The sequence below is a fragment of the Mycobacterium attenuatum genome (genome assembly GCF_900566085.1).
GTDB classification, from domain to species: Bacteria; Actinomycetota; Actinomycetes; order Mycobacteriales; family Mycobacteriaceae; genus Mycobacterium; species Mycobacterium attenuatum.
Window position 1 is genome coordinate 1 of the sequence record NZ_UPHT01000169.1, and the last position, 18,207, is coordinate 18,207.

General features: G+C 66.6%; 18 protein-coding genes and 1 pseudogene. 3 read left to right on the plus strand and 16 right to left on the minus strand.

Annotated elements, in window-relative coordinates:
* A pseudogene (locus EET13_RS26500) lies at positions 1 to 501 on the plus strand (hypothetical protein); the annotation flags it as partial.
* Between the two features lie 117 nt (positions 502 to 618).
* Here the strand turns inward: EET13_RS26500 and EET13_RS26505 are convergent.
* The 10 genes from EET13_RS26505 to ssd all read right to left on the minus strand — a co-directional run bounded on the left by EET13_RS26505 (position 619) and on the right by ssd (position 8,374).
* Positions 619 to 1,191 (minus strand): secretion protein EspD, encoded by a 573-nt coding sequence (locus tag EET13_RS26505; protein ID WP_122445031.1) that lies wholly within the window; start codon positions 1,189 to 1,191, stop codon positions 619 to 621.
* A gap of 125 nt (positions 1,192 to 1,316) precedes the next feature.
* A complete protein-coding gene (locus EET13_RS26510) occupies positions 1,317 to 1,628 on the minus strand; it encodes an ESX-1 secretion-associated protein (RefSeq protein ID WP_122445032.1) in 312 nt (103 codons plus the stop codon).
* A gap of 79 nt (positions 1,629 to 1,707) precedes the next feature.
* Positions 1,708 to 2,871, minus strand: coding sequence for an EspA/EspE family type VII secretion system effector (locus EET13_RS26515; RefSeq protein WP_122445033.1), 1,164 nt, complete (start codon positions 2,869 to 2,871; stop codon positions 1,708 to 1,710).
* Positions 2,872 to 3,901: 1,030 nt separating this feature from the next.
* Positions 3,902 to 4,198, minus strand: coding sequence for an Rv3654c family TadE-like protein (locus tag EET13_RS26520; RefSeq protein ID WP_425293734.1), 297 nt, complete (start codon positions 4,196 to 4,198; stop codon positions 3,902 to 3,904).
* Positions 4,199 to 4,229: 31 nt separating this feature from the next.
* Positions 4,230 to 4,478: a TadE family type IV pilus minor pilin gene (locus EET13_RS26525; protein ID WP_122445059.1), complete on the minus strand. Its 249-nt coding sequence runs from the start codon at positions 4,476 to 4,478 to the stop codon at positions 4,230 to 4,232.
* Positions 4,479 to 4,552: 74 nt separating this feature from the next.
* Positions 4,553 to 4,720: a DUF4244 domain-containing protein gene (locus EET13_RS26530; protein WP_122445058.1), complete on the minus strand. Its 168-nt coding sequence runs from the start codon at positions 4,718 to 4,720 to the stop codon at positions 4,553 to 4,555.
* A 57-nt stretch (positions 4,721 to 4,777) separates the two neighbouring features.
* A complete protein-coding gene (locus EET13_RS26535; RefSeq protein WP_122445035.1) occupies positions 4,778 to 5,368 on the minus strand; it encodes a type II secretion system F family protein in 591 nt (196 codons plus the stop codon).
* Positions 5,365 to 6,162 (minus strand): type II secretion system F family protein, encoded by a 798-nt coding sequence (locus EET13_RS26540; RefSeq protein ID WP_122445036.1) that lies wholly within the window; start codon positions 6,160 to 6,162, stop codon positions 5,365 to 5,367. Before EET13_RS26540 ends, EET13_RS26535 begins: the two co-directional genes overlap by 4 nt.
* On the minus strand, positions 6,159 to 7,325 hold the full coding sequence (locus EET13_RS26545; RefSeq protein WP_122445037.1) for a TadA family conjugal transfer-associated ATPase: 1,167 nt from the start codon (positions 7,323 to 7,325) through the stop codon (positions 6,159 to 6,161). Before EET13_RS26545 ends, EET13_RS26540 begins: the two co-directional genes overlap by 4 nt.
* Positions 7,322 to 8,374 carry a septum site-determining protein Ssd gene (gene ssd, locus EET13_RS26550; protein ID WP_122445060.1) on the minus strand — a complete coding sequence of 351 codons (1,053 nt, stop codon included), beginning with the start codon at positions 8,372 to 8,374 and terminating at the stop codon, positions 7,322 to 7,324. The genes EET13_RS26545 and ssd overlap by 4 nt, the downstream gene beginning before the upstream one ends.
* Before the next feature lie 484 nt (positions 8,375 to 8,858).
* Between ssd and EET13_RS26555 the strand changes: the two genes are divergently transcribed.
* Positions 8,859 to 9,716 (plus strand): HAD-IB family hydrolase, encoded by an 858-nt coding sequence (locus EET13_RS26555; RefSeq protein ID WP_122445061.1) that lies wholly within the window; start codon positions 8,859 to 8,861, stop codon positions 9,714 to 9,716.
* A 654-nt stretch (positions 9,717 to 10,370) separates the two neighbouring features.
* On the opposite strand, the gene EET13_RS26565 is transcribed toward EET13_RS26555, so the two are convergent.
* The gene (locus tag EET13_RS26565; RefSeq protein ID WP_136623264.1) at positions 10,371 to 10,814 is read right to left on the minus strand and encodes a tautomerase family protein; all 444 of its coding nucleotides are present in this window, start codon (positions 10,812 to 10,814) and stop codon (positions 10,371 to 10,373) included.
* 111 nt (positions 10,815 to 10,925) lie between these two features.
* Between EET13_RS26565 and EET13_RS26570 the strand changes: the two genes are divergently transcribed.
* Positions 10,926 to 11,894, plus strand: coding sequence for a GlxA family transcriptional regulator (locus tag EET13_RS26570; protein WP_122445040.1), 969 nt, complete (start codon positions 10,926 to 10,928; stop codon positions 11,892 to 11,894).
* Positions 11,895 to 11,917: 23 nt separating this feature from the next.
* Here EET13_RS26570 and EET13_RS26575 read toward each other — a convergent pair whose 3' ends face one another.
* The 5 genes from EET13_RS26575 to EET13_RS26595 are packed head-to-tail and all read right to left on the minus strand — an operon-like array spanning position 11,918 to position 17,710.
* A complete protein-coding gene (locus EET13_RS26575) occupies positions 11,918 to 12,676 on the minus strand; it encodes an oxidoreductase (protein WP_122445041.1) in 759 nt (252 codons plus the stop codon).
* Positions 12,677 to 12,687: 11 nt separating this feature from the next.
* On the minus strand, positions 12,688 to 14,322 hold the full coding sequence (locus tag EET13_RS26580; protein WP_122445062.1) for a dipeptide ABC transporter ATP-binding protein: 1,635 nt from the start codon (positions 14,320 to 14,322) through the stop codon (positions 12,688 to 12,690).
* Positions 14,319 to 15,182 (minus strand): ABC transporter permease, encoded by an 864-nt coding sequence (locus EET13_RS26585; protein ID WP_122445042.1) that lies wholly within the window; start codon positions 15,180 to 15,182, stop codon positions 14,319 to 14,321. The genes EET13_RS26580 and EET13_RS26585 overlap by 4 nt, the downstream gene beginning before the upstream one ends.
* A complete protein-coding gene (locus tag EET13_RS26590; protein ID WP_122445043.1) occupies positions 15,175 to 16,101 on the minus strand; it encodes an ABC transporter permease in 927 nt (308 codons plus the stop codon). Before EET13_RS26590 ends, EET13_RS26585 begins: the two co-directional genes overlap by 8 nt.
* A 1-nt stretch (position 16,102) precedes the next feature.
* Positions 16,103 to 17,710, minus strand: coding sequence for a peptide ABC transporter substrate-binding protein (locus EET13_RS26595; RefSeq protein WP_122445044.1), 1,608 nt, complete (start codon positions 17,708 to 17,710; stop codon positions 16,103 to 16,105).
* Positions 17,711 to 18,207: the final 497 nt, after the last annotated feature.

Genomic DNA, 18,207 nt, shown 5'->3' on the forward strand with positions numbered 1-18,207 from the left:
GCCGGCGGTGCGGCCGGGCTGTTCGGCGCCGGTGGCCGCGGCGGTGACGGCGGCGTCGGTCACAACAAGGGCGGCCTCGGCGGAGGCGGCGGAATCGGCATGCTCTGGGGCAACGGCGGCGACGGCGGCGACGGCGGCGTCGCAGGTCTTGACGGCGGCGCAGGTGGATCCGGTGGCAAAGCAGGCATCCTGTTCGGCACTGGCGGAGGCGGTGGCGCCGGCGGGTTTGGCGGCTTCAGCGTTCCGGGGCACGGCGGGGCCGGCGGCGCCGGCGGCCAAGCCGGGCTAATCGGCAACGGCGGCAACGGCGGAGCTGGCGGCATTACCTCAGCTGCCGGGAGCACCGGCGGCAATGCCGGCAACGGCGGCGACGCCCGGCTGATCGGCGACGGCGGTAACGGTGGCAACGCCGGTGCCGGCACCACCGCCGGCAGGCCCGGCACCGGCGGCACCGGCGGACTACTGCTCGGCCAACACGGTGTCGACGGCGGGTCTACGTAGGGCCTGGTAATCGGGCCGTATTCGGCACCTATCCGATCAGCCCGGCGGCATGCGGCGGCAGAGAATCTCGCTGAAGTTGCCGACGGACGCGGTCCCGGGGCTTGCGCTTAGCCTGAGTCACCCGAAGCCCCAGTCATCATTTCCGTCGTATTGTTCCGGGCAATCGTGTTGGTAGCGGGTCGCAAACGCTTCAGCTTCTGCTGCCGCTGCTTGTTCTGGCGTCGGCAAATTCCACAAAGTACTAACCGATTCCCGTAACTGCGCGGCCCGCAATCCATCCCCGTCGGCCAGCTGGGCCATCCTGTCGAAGATGAACGTGTATTGAGCGGCTTGCGCCTTCTGTCTTGCCAGGTCGGCGATCATAAGGATCTCCGAGGCGAGCCGCGTTTCACTCATGGACGCCACCCTGGTTGACAGCTGGATATCGTCAACCCGGCCGTCCATCAGGGCCGACACCGATATGGTTCGCTCCGGGTTGGTCACGATAAAGGTGGCGATATCTTCCTGCACGACGTCCTCGGCCCGACCGTGCGCGCCGTTCGCGTTGGTTCTGCAGTCTGGGGACACCATCAACGGGAAGCCAAGGGTCGGGTCAAGAGTCGGATGCGCAACCCCATAAGCCCCAAAGCCGCCCCCGCTGTCCACGGTGTCGAAATCATCGTCGTCAAAGTCGTTCTTGCACAAGTTCACTCTGGTATCCCTTCCCAACCGCCCGCCAATCAGCCGTAGTGGTTGACGGCAAGCAGGTGTCGTTGAGACCGAATCGGTGTCCTGATTTAGGAAAAGCGAGAGCGCCGGAGGCGCAAGGAATTTGGTCAGAAAGTCAACGACTCGATGGCTTGACGCCAGGTTTCGTCGGCATCGAGGTACGCGCGCGCAGCAGTTCGCAGATTCTTGGCCAGCGCGATACCGGCAGCGTGCAAGGAAGAGCCGAAGGCGTTGTGCGCACTCTCATACATCTTCAGCGTGTCGTTGAACTGCCTGCAATACGATCCGTGGCTGACCGCCACTGACTCCGCTAGTCCAGTGGTCGCGGCGACTCCCGAGGACGCACTTGCTGCCGCGTTGTGTTGATGCGACGCGAGAACATCGAGCAACTCAGGCTGGACTTTGAGAATGTCCGTCATCTATCACGCACCCTTCGCTTGCCGTTGCGCAAATATGCGCTAGTTGTCGTTGTCAATCAGGATTGGCTTGTTAATGGCGTTAAACGACGCGTCGCGCCGACACCAGTTGACCGCCGCCGACTCCGGCTTCAACTGGCGCGCGCTCCTCGCCGTCTGTGCCGGCCGCCGCGCCTTCCGCATACTTCTTCCCCGGCGCGCCCTTCGCCGACCCCGCAGCGGGATGCATGCCGCCCATCCCCTGGGGGCCCTGCGCAGCGGGCGGTTGCTGCTGTGCACCGAGCTGTTCGGCAAGCGGCTTAGCCAGGGCGTCATCGTGGGGACGCACCTCCTGCCGATCGGCGGCCGAACGCAGGTGAGCGACGTTGCCTAAGCCGCCGAGCCCGTTGGACAAGCCCCCTAGGCCAGAACCAACACCGGGCAGACCAGGCAGTCCTGCACTCGCCAAGCTGGCTAAACCAGCGGATCCGGATGCCGTTGGCGAGCTGAAGAAGCCAGTTAGCTGGGACAAACCGCCGCTCATTCCTTCAAGACCAGGCACGCCCATGAAGAACGATTCCAGCGTCGACCCCCACTTCGACAACAATCCGTACGCCCACCGCGCGAGGTCGCCCAAGAGGTTCTCGAGGAAGCCGATCGGGTTCGTGATGAAGTCCCATACATCCACCAGGATGTCGTCGATGAAGTCCACCACGTCCGACACGATGTCCACCACTACAGAAGCCAACAGGCTCGCCAACTTGGCTAGCAGGCCGAAAAGCCTAGCCGTATGAATCAGCGTCTCAACCGTCAAATAGGCGAGTGCGCCACCCACCACGGCCATTCCCGCAGCGCAAATCGGCGCCTGGAAGGAGGCCGACATCGGCCACCCGACAAGTGGGATGTAGGTCAGGTCCACCGCCACCGGACGCACGAACTCAAGGCCCTTCCGTACCCCGGCCAGTACGTCGCGGGTCTTCTCGACCGCGTTGGCCTGGTCCGCGATCAACTGCTGAAGCTCACGGTCCAGTTCCGCTAGCTGCTGGAAGAAATTCAGCTGATCCTTATTCTTGCCCGCGTAGTTCTCGGCGGCCGAACCTTGCCAGCTGTCGCCAGGAAACGCCGACCCCAAATCATCAAGGGCCTTTGCAAAGAACGCTAGCGCGGAGTTGATTATGCCACCATCGTCGGGAACGCCAATCCCAAGAAGGACGTACATACCGTCGATGAAACCGATTGTTGGATCAATGATGAAGGCTCTGCTCATGTCTGGTACCCGTCCGATCTTTGCCGATTTCCGATCGATTGGCCAGCTGGGTTATAGCGCCCAGTACGTCTGCCAGTTATATACCTGTGATCAGGACCACGTGTCAACGGTTATCATTGTTCATAATGCGTTAACCAAGCCCTCCTTTCCGTCATCACAGCCGGCGCACCGACGCTTGCACCTCGTCGGTGGGCGACACCGGGCAGTGGTCTCGCAGGCAGCCCGCGCTGGGAGCGGTGCCTCGCGATATGTCGTGGTGGTCGCCAAATCCGTTACACCGGAGTGGAAATGGAATGTCGTTCGGGTTGGCAACGACGGACCCCGGCCGATCGGCGTTACCAGCAGAGCGCTCATGGCGCTCGGGTGCACTATGCGGCGAAGCTAATCTGTTAACGCAACTAATTGGTCCACATATTTCAGGTGCGAGTGGACACCAGACGTGACTCATCTCGATTTTTTTCAACTTATTCGACTCGACGCACAATACTATTGAGAATAGTTTTGACGGTGAATAGTTACGGTCGCGCAGAATCTTACTTATCTCCGCAGTTAGCCACGGCCCGGTGACGCTGGAAAGACGGGAAATCCGGTTATCGCTCTCTCGGCGGCTTAATGGGTGTGCCCCACTCATATTCCGCCGCTGCCGTGGTCCAGCATGCACACCTAGCATTCGGTGAACATGCGGTTGACCAGCGACGATCGCGGCCCCTGACCCGAGGACGCGGGCGATTCCGGTGGCATCACCTAGTCCGGTTGCTACCCACGCGGGCCGCGTACCCAACGCATCAAGATCGAATCGACGCTCGCAAACGCATTCTGCTAGCAATTGTTTCCACAGGGGGGCCTGATCTGTGCAGCATGTCCCAAGACTTCGCTCGAGCGTCGAATCGGGCGAAAGATTTAGGACGTCGCCGGACCTGCGACGTGAAACGTCGACTCGAGGCCGGAAACGATCAGTCACGTCCAGGGTGGGCGGCGGCGTTGCGGCGATCCGATGCACCTGGCAACGCGTAATCACGGAATCGGGAAATCACTCTGTGTCAGCCGGACCCGCCCGTGCGGAGGCCCGCGCCGCACCGGCAAAAGCCACCGGGACCTCGACGGTGACCACCACGTCGAGATCGCGTACCGCGCAGCCGGCATCGCCCGCGCGCATCGCCTGCGCCACGACCGTTGCCCACGCGCACGCCGCCGGCCCACCATCAGGTATCCGGGCGGCCGCCGCCAGCGCGGCCAGGTCGGCGGCCGCCTGCGCACGATGCCGCGCCACCACGACCGAGCCGAGATACGCGCCCGCCCAGGTAACCCACAACAGCACGCCCACCATCGACACCGCGAGCACCGTCGCCGAACCGCGCTCACCGCGGCTCCGCAGCTGCGACCGCCGTAGCCGCAATACCCAGGCTGGGCAATAGCTTTGAACGGACGCGGACCGAAGCGACAAGGAATTCGCCATTCCGGCGCACCTCGATCTGCGCCTCGGGCGGAGCGATCCGCCGAGCGACGTCGACCGCCGAAGGTTGGTCACCGCGCGCGGCCAGGCGGGCCGCCTCGCGGGCGGCGTCAATACAGCGCAATTGCATGGACACCGCCGTGAGTCCGGCCATGCAGAGCACCAGCACCACGACCAACGTGGCGATGGCCAGAGCCGCTTCGACGCTGCTCGACCCGGCACTCGACGCTAAGCCTTGGTGCTCAGTGCGCGACCAATGATGTGATTCAACGCCGTCACCACCGAGTCGCCGGTGACGACGGTGTAAAGGATCGCGCCGAATGCCGCCGCAGCGATCGTCCCGATGGCGTACTCGACCGTGGACATTCCGGACTCGTCGGTCACCAGCACCGCCATGCGCGCAGCGATTATCTGAAATATGTTGGCCACCAATGCCTTCCTTTCGTTGCGACTTCATATCAGACCCGAATCGAGCACTCTTGCGGCCAGCCCGGCAACGACCGGCACAATGCCAAGGCACACAAACGCAGGCAAAAAGCACAGGCCCAGCGGACCGGCAATCAGCACCCCTGCGCGCTGGGCGTCCGCGGTGGCCGCATGCGCGGCGTCGTTGCGCGACTGCGCGGCCAGTTCGACGACGCCGCTGGCCAGCATGGCACCCGAGGAGGCCGAACGCCGCGCCAACCGCAGCAGTGCATCGGTCTGTGCGTCGGCGGCGCCCCGGGACAATTCCGGTGGCACCGACCACGCGGCGGAGGGGTCGGCCCCTAGGGTCAACAAGTCGGCGGCCCGGGACAACAGCTGCGCCAGCCGCGGCGGCGCCGAAGGCGCGGTCGCCGCCGCGGCTGCGGACACCGCCATGCCCGCCGCCAGGCACACAGCCAACACGTCCAGGCTCGACGAGAAGGCCAGCGGATCCCGGTCCGGCGCCAGCCGCGGCCGCATCCGAGGGACGCGGGACGGCAGCCCCGCACGCACCCGAACGACCGCCGGACCGGCGCCGGCCAGCAACGCGGCGGCCAGCAATACTGCGGCGGCGCTCATGCCGCCACTCGATCCACAATCCGGTCCGACCACAACAGACCCGCGCACGCCAGCGTCAGACCAGTAACCAACAGCCATCCGCCCGCATGCCCGTTCAGCAAAAAGCTCAACGGTCGCGCCCCGATCAGCTGGCCGAGCAAAACTCCCAACACCGGCAGGCCCGACAAGATGTTCGCGGTGGCGCGGGCGCCGGCCAAACCCGATGCCACGCTCGCTGAAAAACGTTGTCGCTCAGCGATATCGCGTTGGGCAGCTCGCATCAAGGTGGCGATCGCCAGGCCATGATCGCTGGCCAGCTGCCAGTACACGGCGAGTCGCTCCCAATGGGCGGGCAGCGCCGACATCCGCGCCGCCGCGCGCAAACCGCCCGTCACGTCGGCGCCCAGGCGGGCGCGCGCCGCCACAGCGCGCATGGCTGCAGCGACCGCGCCATGGATTTCGTCGGCCGCGACGCCGAACGCGCGCACCGGATGGATGCCCACCCGCAATTCGCCAACGAGCACATCCAGCGCAGCTGCCAGCGACCGCGCTTCCTCGGCGCCGCGTCGGCCGCGGCGTCGCCGGCGGTAACGCAGGCTCGCCGTGGTACCCACCACCGCGAGGCCCAGGACGGTCGTCATCGGCAACACCACAGCCACCCCCAGCAGGGCACCACCACCGGCCCAGAGAACCCAGCGCGCGCTCAGCGGACCGTGTCGGGGTTCGCGGCGCAGGACAAGCCAACGCCGCGACGACGACGGCAGCACGACGGCCGCCGAAGCCAACGACAGGGCAGCTACCGCGAGGCCGTTCATGCCGCCGCCCGGTTTCGTAGCATGCTGCGCAAATCGGCTGCACCGTCTGCCATTCCGTGGTCCGCATGCCAGGCCGGCACGGCCTGGACCAGGCCGCTGTCGCTTCGGCGCAATATGGCGATTTCGTTGAGCCGGCGTCGGCCCGCCTGGTCGCGCGTGACGTGCAGCAGCACCTGGACCGCCGCGGCCAGCTGGCTGTGCAACGCTCCACGATCCAGACCGCCAAGCGCGCCCAACGCTTCCAACCGGGCGGGAACCTCGCCGGGGCTATTGGCATGCACGGTGCCGGCGCCTCCGTCGTGGCCGGTGTTCAAGGCGGCAAGCAGATCCACCACCTCGGCTCCCCTTACCTCCCCGACAACGATGCGGTCGGGCCGCATCCGCAGTGCCTGCCGCACGAGTTGACGCATCGTCACCTCACCCGCGCCTTCAATGTTCGCGCATCGCGCGACCAGCTTGACCAGGTGCGGATGGGGTGGGGCCAACTCGGCGGCGTCTTCGACACAGACGATTCGCTCGGAATCCGGGACTGCGCCCAGCAACGCAGCCAGGAGGGTGGTCTTTCCTGCGCCGGTGCCGCCACACACCAGGAACGCCAGGCGGGTGGCGACGATCTGGGCGATCAGGCCGGCGGCCTCCGGCGCAATCGCACTCGCGGCGATGAGCGCTGCCAGATCTTGAGTGGTGGGCCGCAGCACCCGCAGTGACACGCAGGTGCCTCCGGCCGCCACCGGCGGCAACACCGCGTGCAGGCGCACCGCCAGCCGGGCGGGGCCGATTCCGCTCAGCTGGCCGTCCACCCATGGTTGTGCGTCGTCGAGCCGCCGACCCGCGGCCAGCGCCAGCCGTTGCGCCAGTCGGCGCACCGCCGCCTCGTCTCGGAACCGAACCTCACTGCGCCGCAGACCGGTTCCGTCATCAACCCACACCGCGTCGGGTGCGGTGACGAGGACATCGGTGGTGTCGTCGGCGCACAGCAGGGGTTCGAGAATCCCGGCACCGGTCAATTCGGTCTGCAGGACTCGAAGGTTGGCGAGCACCTCAGTGTCACCGAGCATCCCGCCGGACTCGGCGCGGATGGCCGCGGCGACGACGTGGGGACGCAGCGGCGCGGCCTCGGCGGCCAACCGCTCGCGGACGCGTTCGATCAGCGATCCGTTCACGCGGCCCTGCCGTTCAGCCCGTACTCGGCATGCGGCAACGCCGCCAGTACCCGCCGGGACGCGGCGGCCAGTGCCGACCGCTGCCGCAATCGAAGGCCGCCATGTTCGAGCTGCTCGGCGAGCCGCGGCTGAGCTCTCATCGACGCCAGCAGGGGGATGCCGGCGATGTCAGCGACCTCGGCGGCGCGTAATCCCCCGGGTGCCGGCCCGCGCACGACCAACCCCAGGCTGGGGTTGATCGCAGCCAGCGCCGGAACGATCGCGGCGGTGGCGGCGCAGGACCGGACATCGCAGGGGCATACGAGGACGACGAGGTCGGCGGTGTCCAATGCGGCGTGACTGGCATCGGTCACCCGGCGAGGCAGGTCGCATACCACCGTGACTCCCCCGCGCCGGCCGGCGTCGACTACTGCTTCTACCGGTGCGGCGGCCAGCTCGAAGCCGCGCCTAGTGCCCGAGAGCATGCTGATCCCACGATGTCGCGGCAAGGCTTCGGAAACCGCCGTCCAGTTCAGCCGGCCAGCCTGTACAGCCAGGTCCGGCCAGCGCACTCCGGGTGCGGTTTCGCCGCCGACCAGCAGATCGATGCCGCCACCCCACGGATCGAGATCCACCAGCAGCGACTGGGCGGCAGTGTGGGCCAAAGCGACCGCGAATAGCGAGGCCCCGGCTCCGCCGCAGCCCCCTATGACGGCGACGACTTTGCCACGGGTGCCCTCGTCGCGCGCCGATGCCGCGGCGTCGGCGAGGCCGCGGATCAGTTCGCGCTCGTGCTCCGGCAGCCGCAGCACGTGCTCAGCGCCGACCGCGATAGCCGCTGCCCAGGTCGCCGTCGCCGGTTCACCGCAGGTCAGCATCATGACGTGGACGCGACGCGGCAGCCCGATGCGGCCGCAACGCTCGGCGGCCGCTTGGTCGAGCACCACTGCCGCCGCTGCCGACCAGGTCTTTCTGGTCACCGGACGCTGCCCACCGCTGTGGACGACCCGCACCCCCACCGCTGCGGCGATCCGGTCCAACTCGTCGCGCAGCTCACCGGCGGTCAACATTGCCAGCACGCCCGGGTCATCAGTTTGGTTCACCCGTTTACCCTGCGGGGCCACCGGTGCTGGACACCAGTCCCAAAGTGCGATCTGTGGATAGAGACGCAGCTGTGCACAATGACGCTGGCTGCCGACCCAGACCGACCGGGAAGGCGGCTGTTCGCGAAGATCTCCGCAACGCGCAGCGGGCCGAGCTCAGGTGCTTCCGCCCGCAGAACTATCCCCAGAAAAGGGACGACCCCCGCCAGGGGGGGAGGAGGCGGAGGTCGTCGTGCTTCAGCCCCGGGGGGTCGGGCTGATGCACCCTCGGCTCAGGGCCGAGTAATGCTTACTATACACATGCCAGATGGCATTCACGCAAGTAATTGCACAAGCGAAAAAATACGGCCTGAGCCGTGTAAACGTGGTGGCCAAAGGGACCACGTTAGTGCCGAGCGGCCCTTCGGGGCACGAGCTCACGGCGTACCAGGCGCCGACCTATGCTGGATTGGTGACCGTCTCCGACTCGGCCGGCCCGCAGCAAATATCACCCCAGTCCTTGGAAGCGGCGCCTCCGCAGGTCCGCACCGCTGCTTTCTTCGACCTCGACAAGACCATCATCGCCAAGTCCAGCACACTGGCGTTCAGCAAACCCTTCTTCGCCCAAGGACTGCTCAACCGCCGCGCAGTGCTCAAGTCCAGTTATGCGCAGTTCATCTTCCTGCTCTCCGGCGCCGACCATGACCAGATGGACCGGATGCGTGTCCACATGACCAACATGTGCACGGGTTGGGACGTGGAACAGGTGAAGTCGATCGTCAACGAGACCCTGCACGACATCGTCACTCCCCTGGTCTTCGCCGAAGCCGCCGACCTCATCGCCGCCCACAAGCTGTGCGGCCGCGATGTCGTGGTGGTCTCCGCATCGGGTGAGGAGATCGTGGCCCCGATCGCCCGGGCGCTGGGCGCCACGCACGCGATGGCCACGCGGATGGTCGTCGAAGACGGAAAGTACACCGGCGAGGTCGCGTTCTACTGCTATGGCGAGGGCAAGGTGCAAGCGATCCGCGAGCTGGCCTCCCGTGAGGGTTACCCGCTGGAACACTGTTATGCCTATTCAGACTCGATCACCGATCTGCCGATGCTCGAGTCGGTGGGTCACCCTTCGGTGGTCAATCCCGATCGCGGACTGCGGAAGACGGCCATCGAACGCGGTTGGCCCGTGTTGTCATTCTCCCGGCCGGTGTCGTTGCGAGACCGCATCCCGGCGCCGTCGGGTGCCGCGATCGCCACCACTGCCGCGGTGGGAATCAGTGCGCTGGCCGCCGGAGCGGTCAGCTACGCGCTGCTGCGCCGCTTCGCTTTGTAATCCGCGGCCGCGGCGAGCACAGCGCCGGCACTGACGCCCCACTTTCATCAATCGTCCCGGTAGCAAACGCGTTGGGCCACAATCGAAAGTTGTCACGGAATTTTCACGCAATTAGGCCTTGCTGTGCTCAAGGTCTAGTAGTACAAATGGAGACACGGAAGCCCGGTGAGGCCAAGGTCGATCCGGAAGAGAAGGTTCGATCTCCCGATCCGGGCACCCAGCACGGTTCCCGGCACCCACGCGGAGTCATAGCCGCGATAATGGCAGAAGTGTTGCGGGCCTGCGTAATTGCGAAGTGCAGACGGTAGCGACGGTCCTTTGGGTGGGGCTGCAACCGGAAGTGTCGCAAAAGCGCCGAGGCCAACCCACGCAGCCCAGAAGTGCACGCTTGGTAACCGAGGATCGTGTTGGCGGGCGGCGATTCGAAATCTTCGGTCGCCGCCCGCTTCGCATTTCTGCGAATAATTCGCTTTTGTAGTTGCGTGCAGTTGCGCCAGCTATTTGCACACCAGCACCCGCGAGCGCATGCCGGTCGCCGGGACCGGCCGGATGCTCGACCGCGGCCGGATCACTCGGAATCCATTCGCTGCCACGCCGTTTGGGCCGATGCTGTCTAGGTGCCACGCCGCCTCACGCCCCGCCCGGGGATCGCGGTCAAAAGCGGGCAGCAATGGATGTGAGATGCTCGAAGCCGGCCAGGGCCGAAACCTCCGGTAGCCGCCGTATGACCCCATTTTGAGCCCATTGTCCTTCTGCCACTTCATGAATGACACATGAAGTGACGACCATGCAACCCTCGCCACCCGTGGATGCCGCCGCCTGCTGCAGATCTGCAGCAAATCGCTCCTTGCGAGCCGCGTCGAGCACCCCCGTGCTGACTTGCCAGTCGATGAAGACCCCCGCGATCGCGTCGTCGGCTTGGTGGCCGGCGGAATAGAAGCAACCCGGCGCCAGCTCCTCGACGAGTACCAGCGCACGCATCCGATGCTGCGGCTGATCCGGTACCGACTCGGCACGACAGGCCGCTTCGGTCAGCGCTGCCACCAATTGGGCCTTGTGCGCGTCGTCGAAGGCGCCCGGTGTCAGTGTCACCCGCATCAAGGGCATGATTCCTCCGTTTCGGCGAAGCGGTCGGCTGGATCCAGAGTCTCCCCGGGAAGCACCTGGGAGCAGTGGCGGGCTGGACAATAATCTTGCATAATCCGCCACATGCCCCGGATTGACGTGCTGGTGCTCGACGGTGCCAGTGCCAGCGCCGTGGGCACGACGATCGACGTCGTATCGGCGGCCAACCGCATTCTCGGCGCACCGGCGTACGATCTGCGGATCGTCGCGACGGAAGACCATGTGAAGCTGCGGGGCGCCCTGGTGGCCAGCTCAGCACCCCTGGCACAGGCCAAGCCGCGGGACGTGGTCATCATCCCGGGTTTGGGCGGAGCCAGCGCCCCTGAGATATCGCAGCGGCTTGAAGCACCCGACGTTGCCGCGGCCCGCCAATGGCTTCGGCAGGCCTATGACGACGGCTCCCAGATCGCGGCATCGTGTACCGCCGTCTTCGTCCTCGGCGCGGCCGGCCTACTTGACCGGCGGCGCTGCGTCACGACCTGGTGGCTCGGTGCCGACCTGGCGGAACTGGTTCCCACCGCCTGCGTGGTGATCGACGAGATGGTGATCCACGATGCGCCGATCTGGACCGCAGGATCTTCGTTCGCTCATATCGACTTGATGCTTGCGCTGCTGCGCCACTTCGCCGGGCCCGCCGTTACCGACGAACTCGCCAATCGGCTGGTCGCCGATCAGCGCACCTCTCAGGCGGCGTTCCTCATTCCCTCGCACCTGGCGGCCCGCGATCAGGACGTCGCGGCGCTGGAATCGTTTATCCGCGCGCATCTGCAGGAGACCCACACGTTGGACTCGATGGCCCGCCGGTGCGGGATGAGCCCGCGGACTCTGTCGCGGCGCACCCATAAAGCCGCCGGGTTGAGTCCGCTTCAGCTCGTGCAGCGAGTGCGCCTGCAACGCTCCTTGCATTTGCTGCGAACCAGCCGCATGCCGCTCGAGCAGGTCGCCGAAGCCGTGGGACTCGCCGACCCGGCCACTCTGCACCGCCTGGTCAAAAAGCACACGGGTCGAGCACCAGGATCGTTGCGGCCCGCCGTGTCGAACGGGTCGCCGTAGCGACGGCAACCGGTCGCCGCCGGCTAGCTACGCGGCGCTGCCTCGGCAATCGATAGCGCCTCCTGCGCTCCGGCCGTCAGCGCCCGGCAGCACAGCACGAGCCAGGCCGCGACGCCGTCGGGCGTGCCGTCGGCAAAGCTGCGGGCGGCGTCGCGGTAGGTCGCGGATTGACGCATCCAACTCACCTCCGGCACCCCGAGGCCGTGCGGGTCCAGGCCCGTGGCGATCGTCACCAGCCGCGACACCGCCCGGGCCACTACACCGTCGGCATAACCAAATGGCTTGAGCGTCAACAGTTCTCCGTGCGCCACCGAGGCGACCACCGGCGCCGCGGCCCGCGTGGGACGAGTCATCACCTCCGCGAGCAACTCCAGGCGACGCCCGATCCCGGCGTCGGCACGCGGACGCCCCAACCTGCCGTCGTCGACCAGACCGGCGGCCGCCAACGTATGCAGGCGAGCCAGTGCCTGCAGCGGCGCCTTCTGCCACACACCGACCAGCGGGCCGCCGCCGCCTTCGAGCGCCTGCGCGACCCGCAGCGCCCCCGCGAACACGGGATCGCCGGCCCCACCGGCCTCGGCCAGGTCCTCTAGCCGCGCCGGTCCCCCGTCAAGCACCGAGGAAGCCCGCGCCGCCCGCAGCGCCGCCTCGGCAGCGGTCACCGGCCACCCCCGCAGGTTGGCTCGGTGCCGGTGCGCCCGGCCCAGCGCCGCGCGCGCGCGGTCGCTGGCGTCTGCGACACCGGGCAGTTCCATCAGCGCAGCCAGCGGGTCAGTCGTCACGGTCCCCCAACCTAATGGGGTGCTGACCCGGCGCCGGGAATGGCCTCCAGCAACTGCCGGGTGTATTCGTGGCGCGGCCGGACGAAAACGTCTTCGGTGGTGGCGTGTTCGACCACCCGGCCGGCGCGCAGCACCAGCACGTCGTCGGAGATCTGCTGGATGACGGCCAGATCATGGCTGATGAACAAGTACGTCAAACCCAAGCCCGCTTGCAGCTCGGCAAGTAGATCCAGGATCTGGGCCTGTACCAGCACGTCGAGCGCCGAGACCGGCTCGTCGCATACCAGCACCTCGGGCCGCAGCGCCAGCGCGCGGGCAATAGCGACCCGTTGGCGCTGACCGCCCGACAGCTCCCGCGGCAGCCGATCCAGTACCGACGACGGCAGCGCCACCTGGTCGACCAACTCACGCACCGCTTGACGACGCTGGGTGCGGTCGCCGAGCCGGTGGATACGCAACGGTTCCTCGATGGTGCGATACACCGAGTACCTGGGATCCAGGCTGCTGTAGGGGTTCTGGAAGACGGGCTGAACGCGACGACGAAATGCGAACGTCTGCTTGCGATCCAGCGTGCCTACCACCTGGTCGCTGTCGAAGACCACCGTGCCCGAGGTCGGCTGCAGTAGGCCGAGCACCATGCGCGCCACGGTCGATTTGCCGGATCCGGACTCGCCGACGACCGCCAACGTGCTTCCGCGGCGCAGCCGAAACGACACCGAGTCAACGGCACGAAACTCCGCCCGTCGCCAGGGAGCGCCGTGAGATTCACGGTAGGTCTTGGTGAGCTGGGAAACGACGATGATGTCGTCGGCTTGGGTGGCCGGATGCGGCCGGTTCTGCGGACGTCTTGGTGCCGGCCGCTGCGCCGTCAGCGAGGGCGCGGCGGCCACCAGGCGACGCGTGTAATCGTTTTGCGGATCGCGCAGAATATTTTGTGCAGCACCGGATTCCGCTACCACGCCGCGGTTGACCACCACCACGGATTCGGCCCGCTCGGCCGCCAGCGCCAGATCGTGAGTGATCAGCAGCAGCGCGGTGCCCAACTCGTCGGTGAGGTGCTGCAGATGGTCGAGGATCTGACGCTGCACCGTCACGTCCAGCGCGGACGTCGGCTCGTCGGCAATCAGCAGCCGCGGGCGCCCCGCTAATCCGATGGCGATCAACGCCCGCTGACACATACCGCCGGACAACTCGTGGGGATAGCGGGTGGCTTGCCGGACCGGATCCGGCATGCCGGCCTGCCCCAGCAGCTCCACCGTCCGCCGCTGGGCATCGCGGCCAGCGGTGTTGGCCCGCACCGCCTCCCGAATTTGGAAGCCGACTTTCCAGACGGGGTTGAGGTTGGTCATCGGGTCCTGCGGAACATAGCCGATCTCGCGGCCCCGGATGCTGCGCATGAGCCGCCGGTCGAACGAGGTGATGTCGCGTCCGCCGAAGACGATGCGGCCGGCGGTGATTCGCCCGCCGGGCGCCAATAGACCCAGGATCGCTGCGGCCAGAGTGGACTTCCCCGATCCCGATTCGCCCACCACCGCCACGGTTTGACCGCGAAGGACCGTCAGGTCGATGCCGCGCAGCACGGGCTCGGCGCCAAATCTGACCTCCAGACCCTCGACCGACAATAACGGCGTTGCCACCTCGCTCATGCGCGCCACGCTCGCGAGGCCGGGTCCAGAGCATCACGCAGCGCGTCACCCATCATCATAAAGGCCAACACCGTAATCCCCAGTGCGCCAGCGGGATAGAAGAGAATCGGCGAGCCCGCCCGCAGCCTCATCTGCGCGACATTGATATCCCCGCCCCATGACACCACCGACGTCGGCAACCCGACCCCGAGGTAGGACAGCGTGGCCTCGGTGACAATGAAGACGCCCAGCGCGACGGTGGCGACCGCGATCACCGGACCGACGGCGTTGGGCAGCGTATGGCGTAGCAGTATCTGAAACTTGCTCAGCCCCAAGGCTTTGGCCGCGAGCACATAATCGCTGCCGCGTACCTCGAGCGCCGAACCGCGAGCCACTCGGGCGATTTGGGGCCAGCCGAACAGGGACAGGATGGCTATCACCGTCCACACGGTGCGGTGATGCATCACCTGCATGAGCACGATCGCGGCCAGCAGCAACGGCAATCCGAAAAACACATCGGTGATCCGCGAGACCACGGCGTCCAGCCAGCCGCCGTAGAAGCCCGCCAGCGCGCCCAGCGCGGTGCCCACGACAAATACGGCGACGGTGGCCCCCAGCCCGACCATGACCGATGCCCGTGCTCCGTAGACGGTGCGCGCGTAGATGTCGTGGCCTTGCAGGTCGGTGCCGAACCAGTGTGCGGCCGACGGGCTCAGCATGCTCTGTCCTGGATCGGCATAGGCCGGGTCGGCCCCGGTGAACAAGCCGGGGAACGCCGCGGCGACGAGAATGAGCAGGATCAGGGCGGCGGCGACGACGAATTTCGGCCGCCGGCGCAGCCGGCGCCAGCTGTCGAGCCAAAACCCGCCGGGCTCAGCCATATCGGATCCGCGGGTCCAAGGCGGCATAGAGCAGGTCGACCGCCAGATTGGTGATCAGATAGATGGCTACCAGCACCGTCACGATCGACACCACCGTCGGCGCCTCCTGTCTGGTGACCGCCTGGTACAGCACCCCGCCGACGCCGTGGATGTTGAAGATGCCTTCGGTCACAATGGCTCCGCCCATCAGCGCGCCCAAATCGGCGCCGAGGAACGTCACCACCGGGATCAACGAGTTACGCAGGATGTGCACCGTCACCACCCGTGGCCGCGACAGCCCCTTCGCGGTGGCGGTGCGCACGTAATCCGCGTCGGCGTTGGCGGCCACCGCCGAACGGGTCAGTCGCACCACATAAGCGAAAGACACCGCGCCCAAAACGATCCCGGGCAACAGCAGCCGGCCGAATGTCGCCCGCCCCCCTACCGTGACCGGCGCCAGCCCCAGCTTCACGCCGAACAGAAACTGCGCGAGGAAGCCGAGTACGAATATCGGGACCGCGATGATGATAAGTCCGGTGATCAGCACCGTGGCGTCAAACAGCCCGCCCTGGCGCAGGCCGGCGATCACGCCGAACCCGATACCCAGTACCGCCTCCACCACCAGCGCGATCAACGCCAGCCTGATCGTGACCGGAAACGCATGCGCCAGAACGGAACTGACTGGTAGACCGGAATAGGCGCGGCCTAGGTCGCCATGCAGCAGACCGCCCAGGTAGCGCAGATACTGCACCAGGAACGGGTCGTCGAGGTGATAGCGGGCGCGCAGCTGCGAGGCCACGGCGGGGGTCAGCGGCCGGTCGCCGGCGATCGCGGCCAGCGGGTCACCCGGCAACAGGAAGACCATGGCGTAGATCAGCAGCGTCGCGCCGAAAAAGACCGGCACCATCGCCGCGATCCGCCGCACCAGGTACCAACCCATGTCAAGCCTTGACGATGTTCTCGTAGTCGGGCAGACCGTTCCAGGTCACGTCGACATTGCTCACCTCGGTGGACCATCCGACGACGGCGATATTGTCCCACAACGGTACAACGGGCATGTCGTGGAACAGGATTCGCTGCGCGTCGTTGACCAGCACGTGGGCCTCGGGCAGAGTGGCTGCCGCTTCGGCTCTGGCCAGCGCCGCATCGAAATCCCGGCTGGAGTAACCGACGTCATTGGAGCCCGCGCCGGCGGTATACAACGGCGCGAGAAACTCCACCATCGAGGGGTAGTCGCCCTGCCAGCCGGCGCGGAATGCGGTGTCGATGGTGCGGTTGGTGATCTGGGTGCGGAATCCGGCGAAGGTCGGCTGCGGCGCGCCGACGGCGTCGATGCCCAACACGTTCTTGATGCTGTTGGCAACCGCGTCCACCCACTCCTGATGGCCGCTGTCGGCGTTGTAGGCGATGGCGTATCGGCCGTGCCACGGCGAAATAGCGTCGGCTTGGGCCCAAAGCTGGCGGGCCCGTTGCGGATTGAAGTCCAGGGCATCGCTACCGGGTATGTTCGGGTCGAAACCCGGCAGCGAGCGAGCGGTGAAATCACGGGCCGGGCTGCGGGTTCCATTGAAGATCTGCTGACAGATCTGCCGACGGTTGATGGCCGCCGACAACGCCAACCGGCGCAGCCGGCCCTCTTCACCGCCGAAATGCGGTAGCCGCAACGGCGTGTCCAGAGACTGGTTGACCGCCACCGGCCCACTGGTGGCGTGGTCACCCAGGTCGCGCCGGTAGATGGTCAGGGCCGTCGACGGAATCGTGTCCAGCACATCGAGATTGCCCGACAGCAGATCGGAGTAGGCGGTGTCGAGGTTGGCGTAGAACTCGAACCGCACACCCTTGTTGCGAGGATGGCGGTTGCCGTGGTAGTCGGGGTTGGCCACCAGGTCGATCCTGACGTTGTGTTCCCACGAGTCGCCGTCGGCTAACTTGTACGGACCGTTGCCGATTGGGCTGCGGCCGAACGCCGCCATGTCGCGAAACGCCGCAGCCGGCAGTGGGTAAAAGGAGTTGTGACCCAGTCGCAGCGTGAAATCGACGGTCGGCGCCTTGAGCCGCACCGTGAACTCGAGGTCGTTGACCACCTGCAACCCGGACATGGTGGTCCGCTTCGTATCACCGGAGGCTACCTCGTCGTATCCCTCGATCGGGCTGAAAAACTGTTGCTGCAGTTGGGCATTGGTGCCCAGCGCCCCGTAGTTCCAGGCGTCGACGAACGAATGGGCCGTCACCGGTGAGCCGTCGGTGAACTCCCAGCCGGGTTTGAGGATGATGCGGTAGTTGACGTTGTCGGCGGTCTCGATGGACCGGGCGACCTCCGGTGACGGCTTGCCCCTGGCGTCGTAGGACACCAGGCCGGCGAAGAGCCGATCGATGATGCGGCCGCCGTAGCTGTCGTTGGTGCCCGTCGGGATCAGCGGGTTGGGCGGTTCCCCGCCGTTGACCAGCACCACATCGGGGCTCAGCAAGCCGCCGCCACAGCCGGACAGGCAGGCGACCGCCATTAATCCGGCGACCAGGACCGCCAGGGCGGCCCGCATCCGACCCATGCCAGGCTCCTCGAGTGCTGTTGGTACCGGCTGTGATACAGGGCGCCGCGCGGGCGATTACAACGGCGATGACAGCATTGGCGCCCACCGTACCGGCACCGGTTGCTCCTCCGCACCGAAGTGCCGAAGCGGCCGCGACAATCTAGACTCCTCGCCCGTGATCGTCACACACCTTGCCGCAGAGAATGTCGCCGAACTGTCGGGCCGGCTGACAGTGCTGTTCGGTCTTCCCGCGGTCGGCGTGTTGTTGCTGGCGATCGGGTTTTGGGAGCGTTCCCGAAAGCGCTCACGCCAGGCTGTGGGGTACCTGGCGCCAGGCTTTCCGCCCGGCGGTGCTTACCCGCACCCGCCTGGGCCGTATCCCGGCTATCCGCATCGGCCGCCGGCCGGTCCTCCGCGGCGCGACGGGTCGACGGCCACCGCGCTGATCAGCATCGGCGCGGTGATGCTGGCGCTGGGCGCGCTGGCATTTGTGGGGCAGCTGGCCCATGTCGCAT